This window comes from Polaromonas sp. P1_E3, from assembly GCF_056405935.1.
In genome coordinates, this window is record NZ_JBFUBD010000185.1 from 1 (window position 1) to 5,422 (window position 5,422).

A 5,422-nucleotide genomic window follows, 5' to 3' on the forward strand; every position below is an offset into this window, starting at 1 on the left:
CACCAGGCCCGAATGCTTGAAGTCCACGCCATCGAGAATGCCGACCGGCCGCGCCGTGATGAAGTTGCCGGAAATCACCCGCACCGTGGAGCCGGCCATGGGGGTGTTGGGAAGGCCCTGGCTGAAGGCGGCCTCAATTTCGTAACGCAGCTGCCCGGCGGCTTCCTGGGCGCTGTCCAGGGCGACTTCATCGGTGATGCGCATGCCGTGGGAATATTTGGCGGCGTGCCCTTTGGCCTTGAGCTGCTCGTTCACTTGTGGGCGAAAGCCGTGCACCAGGACGATCTTGACGCCCATGCTCTGGATCAGGGCCAGGTCTTGCGCGATGTGCTGGAGTTTGCCGGCCGCAATCGCTTCACCGGCAATGCCCACAACGAAGGTTTTGCCCCGGTGCGTATGTATATAGGGCGCGACCGAGCGGAACCAGGGCACAAAGGTGAAATTGAAGACGGCAGACATGGGCGCGCTTTCGGGATCGGTTGTGGCGGTCAGGGCGGCCGGGGACGTCGCACAAGCGGCAAGCTGCTCTTTGGGCGCTGTTTCCCCGTACGGAAAAGTCCAGTGAGTGTAAGGGAGACGCCGCGGGCCAGAGGGCGCAAACGCCGGCTTTGGCCGGGTTGCGCTTCCACCGGCGTACTTCATTTGGGGGTTTGCGTAATGGGGGGCGGCGGGTTATGGTTAGGGTTCATGGACAAATACGCGATCGGGTTTTGGGGCTGCTATTTTGGTTCCGCCAGCCTGATGCTGGCCGGTTCGGCGTTTGCCTATATCCGGTCCCTGCGGCGCATTGCCGTCAATGCCGCTGTCTCGGCAATCGCCTCGACGTTTTTTGTGGTGGCCTTCCTGGGCGGGTTGCCGATCGAGAACCCTGATGTTCTGGACCGCTTCCTGGCCCATGTTGCCAGCGTGGTGTCTGCGTTGCTGGCTTACCTGCTGTTTTCCATTCTGGGCATCCTGCGCGATCCGGACTCTGCCAGGCGCGCCTTGACCTGGCTGGCGAGCCTGGCGCTTCTGAATATCGCGGTAGGCTGGGCGTTGAGCCCGCGCCACGCCCTGGCACTGAGCCTGGCTATGGCCTGTTTTCTGGGCCTGGTGGCGATGGTGCTCAGTCTTCGCAGTGCCGTTCGGGGGGATCTGCTTGCCTGGGTGGCTGTCTCGGGCGTCTCTTTCATGCTCGTGGCCATCGCCGGGTTGAGCTGGGTGGCGATGGACCGTGTCCATGTGCCTTGGCAGGTGCATGCGGTAACCGCCGTCGCTGGCACGTGTTATCTGGCCACTATGGCGGCTGTGCTTTGGACCCGTTACTCCTACCTGATCGAGCTGAACCGGGCCATGGCGTACGGTCCCAGCTATGACCCGGTCACACGCATGCGCTCCCACAGCGAAACCGGCAGCATGCTGGAGGCGGCCTTCAGGCGCTACCGCGATGAGCTCGTGCCGATGGGCGTGATTGTGGTGTCGGTGGCCAATCTTTATGTACTGGAGAAGCTTTACGGGCACGCGGCCGCCAATCACGCGCTGTTTGTATGTGCCGGCCGGCTGCGGCGGACGGTGCCCGCTAACGTTGAAATGGGGCGCCTTGAAGAGAACGGATTTTTGCTGCTGATGCGCAATTGCCATGACAGTGGCCAGTTGATCCATCTGGCGCGCAGGGTCCAGGCTGCCCTGGCGCGGCCGGTGGTACTCAACACCACCCTTGAGGGCGCCCTGGCAGGAAACCAGCAGACACGCTGGGGCGCTGAAGTCGGCCTTGGCGTGCTCAAGGTGTCCCGGTCCGACGCACGTGCCTCTTCGGCGGTGAGCACAGGGCGGGGCATGTCGCGCACCGCGCTGAGCTACCCAAGCCGAATTGCCTGGTTTGACGAGACCAGCGGGGAACCCGTCGACCTGCCCGTGGTGCCAGCCTGATCCCGGCCCCATAACCCTGAATGGCTCGGTGCGGCCGGAACCCCCGATAATTGGGAGTTCTGGCAGCGTTGCTGCCCCCTTTTTTCGTGCTCCGCTTGCCTTCTTCTTTGCGTCCATCCTTGTCTCCCCTCGCCATCACTTTTCCAGAATCGCTGCCCGTTTCAGGCAAGCGCGATGAAATCACCGCTGCCATGGCGGCCCACCAGGTCATCATCGTTTGCGGCGAAACCGGCTCGGGCAAGACCACACAGTTGCCCAAGATTGCCCTGGCCATGGGGCGCGGCAAGCTCAATTACCCGGCGGGGCAGGGCCGGCTGATCGGCCATACCCAGCCGCGCCGCATCGCCGCCTCCAGCGTGGCCAAGCGTATTGCAGAAGAGCTGAAGACCCCGTTGGGCGACGTGGTGGGTTACAAGGTGCGCTTTCAGGACCGCCTCTCGCGCGACGCTTCCGTCAAATTGATGACCGACGGCATCCTGTTGGCCGAGACGCAAACCGACCCGCTGCTCAAGGCCTATGACACGATCATCATCGACGAGGCCCATGAGCGCAGCCTGAACATCGACTTTCTGCTGGGCTACCTGCGCCAGCTCCTGCCGCGCCGGCCCGACCTCAAGGTGGTCATCACCTCGGCGACGATCGATGCGCAGCGCTTTGCGGACTACTTTGCTTCTGCCAAGGGACCTGCACCCGTCATCATGGTGTCGGGCCGCATGTTCCCGGTAGAGCAGCGCTATCGCCCATTTGAAGAGTCGCGTGAGCATGACCTCAACGACGCGATTGCCGACGCGGTGGATGAACTGTGGCTGAGCCCGCACAGCGCGGGCGATATCCTGGTGTTTTTGCCCGGCGAGCGAGAGATCCGCGAGGCGGCCGACCATTTGCGCAAGCACCTGGCGCACCAGCCGCTGACGCGCAACGCCGAGGTCCTGCCGCTCTTCGCGCGCCTGAGCCAGGCCGAGCAGGACCGCATTTTTGACGGCCACAGCGGCCGGCGCATCGTGCTCGCCACCAACGTTGCCGAAACCTCGCTGACCGTGCCGGGCATTCGTTATGTGATCGATGCAGGTACTGCACGCGTCAAGCGCTACAGCTTTCGCAACAAGGTCGAGCAGCTCATGGTGGAGCCGGTGTCGCAGGCCGCGGCCAACCAGCGCGCCGGCCGCTGCGGCCGCGTGGCCGACGGCATCTGCATACGCCTCTACGACGAAAAAGACTTTCAGGGCCGCCAGCCTTTTACCGACCCGGAAATCCTGCGCAGCTCGCTCGCCTCGGTGATCTTGCGCATGAAGGCGCTGCACCTGGGCAATGTCGAGGAGTTCGCCTTTATCGAGCCGCCGCAGCGCCGCGCCATTGCCGACGGCTACCAGTTGCTGGCCGAGCTGGGCGCGGTGGACGAGGACAACGAGCTCACCGGCGTCGGCCGCACGCTGGCCAAGCTGCCGCTGGACCCCCGCGTGGGCCGCATGATTCTGGAAGCCAAGGACCGTAACGCGCTCGACGAGGTACTGGTGATCGCCAGCGCGCTGAGCGTGCAGGACGTGCGCGACCGCCCCATGGACAAGCAGGCGCAGGCCGACCAGCAGCATGCCAAGTTTGACGATGAAAAAAGCGAGTTCAGCGGCTACMTCAAGCTCTGGAAATGGCTGGGCGACGCGCGCGGCGGCCACGGCACTGACCACAAGCTGTCGAATCGCCAGTACGAGAACCTGCTGCGCGAGAACTACGTCAACATCCGCCGCGTGCGCGAGTGGCGCGACATCCATTCGCAGCTGCATACCGTGGTGGGTGAACAAAAATGGGTCTTGAACGATAAGCCCGCCAGCTATGAACAGCTGCACCTTTCGATGCTTTGCGGCCTGCTTGGCAACATCGGCTGCAAGAGCGACGAGGAAGACTGGTACCTGGGCGCACGCGGGATCAAGTTCTATCGCCATCCCGGCGCGCGCCTGAGCAAGAAGCCGGGCCGTTGGATCGTGGTGGCCGAGCTGGTAGAAACCACACGCCTTTTCGGCCGCGGCATTGCCAACATCGACCCGGCCTGGATCGAACAGGTAGCCGGGCATCTTTTAGCCAAGCAGCTGCTGGACCCGCACTGGGAGAAAAAGGCCGCGCAGGTCACGGCGCTGGAGCGCGCCACGCTCTACGGCCTGGTGGTCTACAACGGGCGGCGCGTTAACTTTGGCCGGGTTGACCCGGTAACGGCGCGAGAGATTTTCATCCGCGAAGCGCTGGTCGCTGGCAATTGGGACACCAAACTGCCGTTCCTCGCGGCCAACCTGAAGCTGATCCAGCAGGTGCAGGACCTGGAGCACAAGGCACGGCGCCAGGATGTGCTGGTGGATGAGGAACTGATCTACGCCTTTTATGACCAGCAACTTCCGGCCGACATACACAGCGGTGCGAGTTGCGAGCATTGGTACAAAGAGGAAGTCAAAAAGCAGCCGAAGCTTCTGCTGCTGACGCGTGAAGAACTGATGCGGCATGAGGCTGCAGGCATTACCACGCAGTCGTTTCCCAAAACATTGCGAATGGGCGGGGTGGACTGCCTGGTGACTTACCTGCACGAACCCGGCGACGCTCGGGACGGCATCACGGTGGATGTGCCGCTGTTCGCGCTGAACCAGGTCAACGAAGAGCGCTGCGAGTGGCTGGTGCCCGGCATGCTCAAGGACAAGGTCCAGGCGTTGATCAAGACGCTGCACCAGCGTCCGCGCTCGCGCCTGGTGCCGCTGCCCGAGACTGCCGCACGCATGACGGAGCAACTGCTACAGCCCGAAGTCTTCGGCAGTGGCTCACTGACCGACGCCGTGCTCAAGCTGGTGCGGGACGCAACTTCGCTGGACGTCAAGCGCAACGACATGAAGCTGGACATGCTGCCGCCGCATTTGTTCATGAACTTCCGTGTGGTGGATGAGCACGGCCGCCAGCTGGGCGCAGGCCGCARCCTCGGCGCGCTCAAGGGCGATCTGGGTTCGCAGGCGCGAGGTGCCTTCCAGGCGCTGGCCGGGCTGAAGAACCTGGCGAAAGCGCCAGGGCCGGCGTCCAGCCAGGCCGCCGGATCTACCGCCGGTTCAGCATCAAATCGGCCTCCGGCCCAATCGGGACGTGCGCAAGCAGCTCCTGAAAAGATAGCAGTGAAAGCGCCTGAGCGCTACACCACCTGGAGCTTTGGCGAGCTGCCGGAGCTGATGGAAATTCGCAAGGGATCGCAGACGCTGATCGGTTTTCCGGCGCTGATTGACCTGGGCGATGCGGTGACGATTGAGGTGTTTGATGAGCCCGATGCGGCGGCTGCCAAACACCGTGCGGGCTTGCGCCGTCTTTTTGCCTTGCAAATTAAAGATGCGCTGAAGTACCTGGAAAAGAACCTGCCGGAGCTGCAGAAAATGGCGACCAGCTACATGTTGGTAGGCCGCGCTCCTGACAATTCCGGCGGCGGCACGCTGGAGGAACTGCGCGAGCAGATCATCGAGGTCGCGCTGGACCGCGCCTTTTTGCTCGATCCATTGCC

At 63.2% G+C, this 5,422-nt stretch carries 3 protein-coding genes; 2 read left to right on the plus strand and 1 reads right to left on the minus strand.

The window, feature by feature from the left end; translation table 11 throughout:
* A partial coding sequence (gene argA, locus AC1D0Z_RS15375) for an amino-acid N-acetyltransferase (protein ID WP_477659095.1) occupies nucleotides 1-459 on the minus strand: 459 nt, incomplete at its 3' end.
* Between the two features lie 228 nt (nucleotides 460-687).
* On the opposite strand from argA, the gene AC1D0Z_RS15380 reads away from it, so the two are divergent.
* On the plus strand, nucleotides 688-1,908 hold the full coding sequence (locus AC1D0Z_RS15380) for a sensor domain-containing diguanylate cyclase (protein ID WP_477659096.1): 1,221 nt from the start codon (nucleotides 688-690) through the stop codon (nucleotides 1,906-1,908).
* Nucleotides 1,909-2,027: 119 nt separating this feature from the next.
* Nucleotides 2,028-5,422 (plus strand): ATP-dependent RNA helicase HrpA (gene hrpA, locus AC1D0Z_RS15385; protein WP_477659097.1); only part of this gene is annotated, 3,395 nt, incomplete at its 3' end.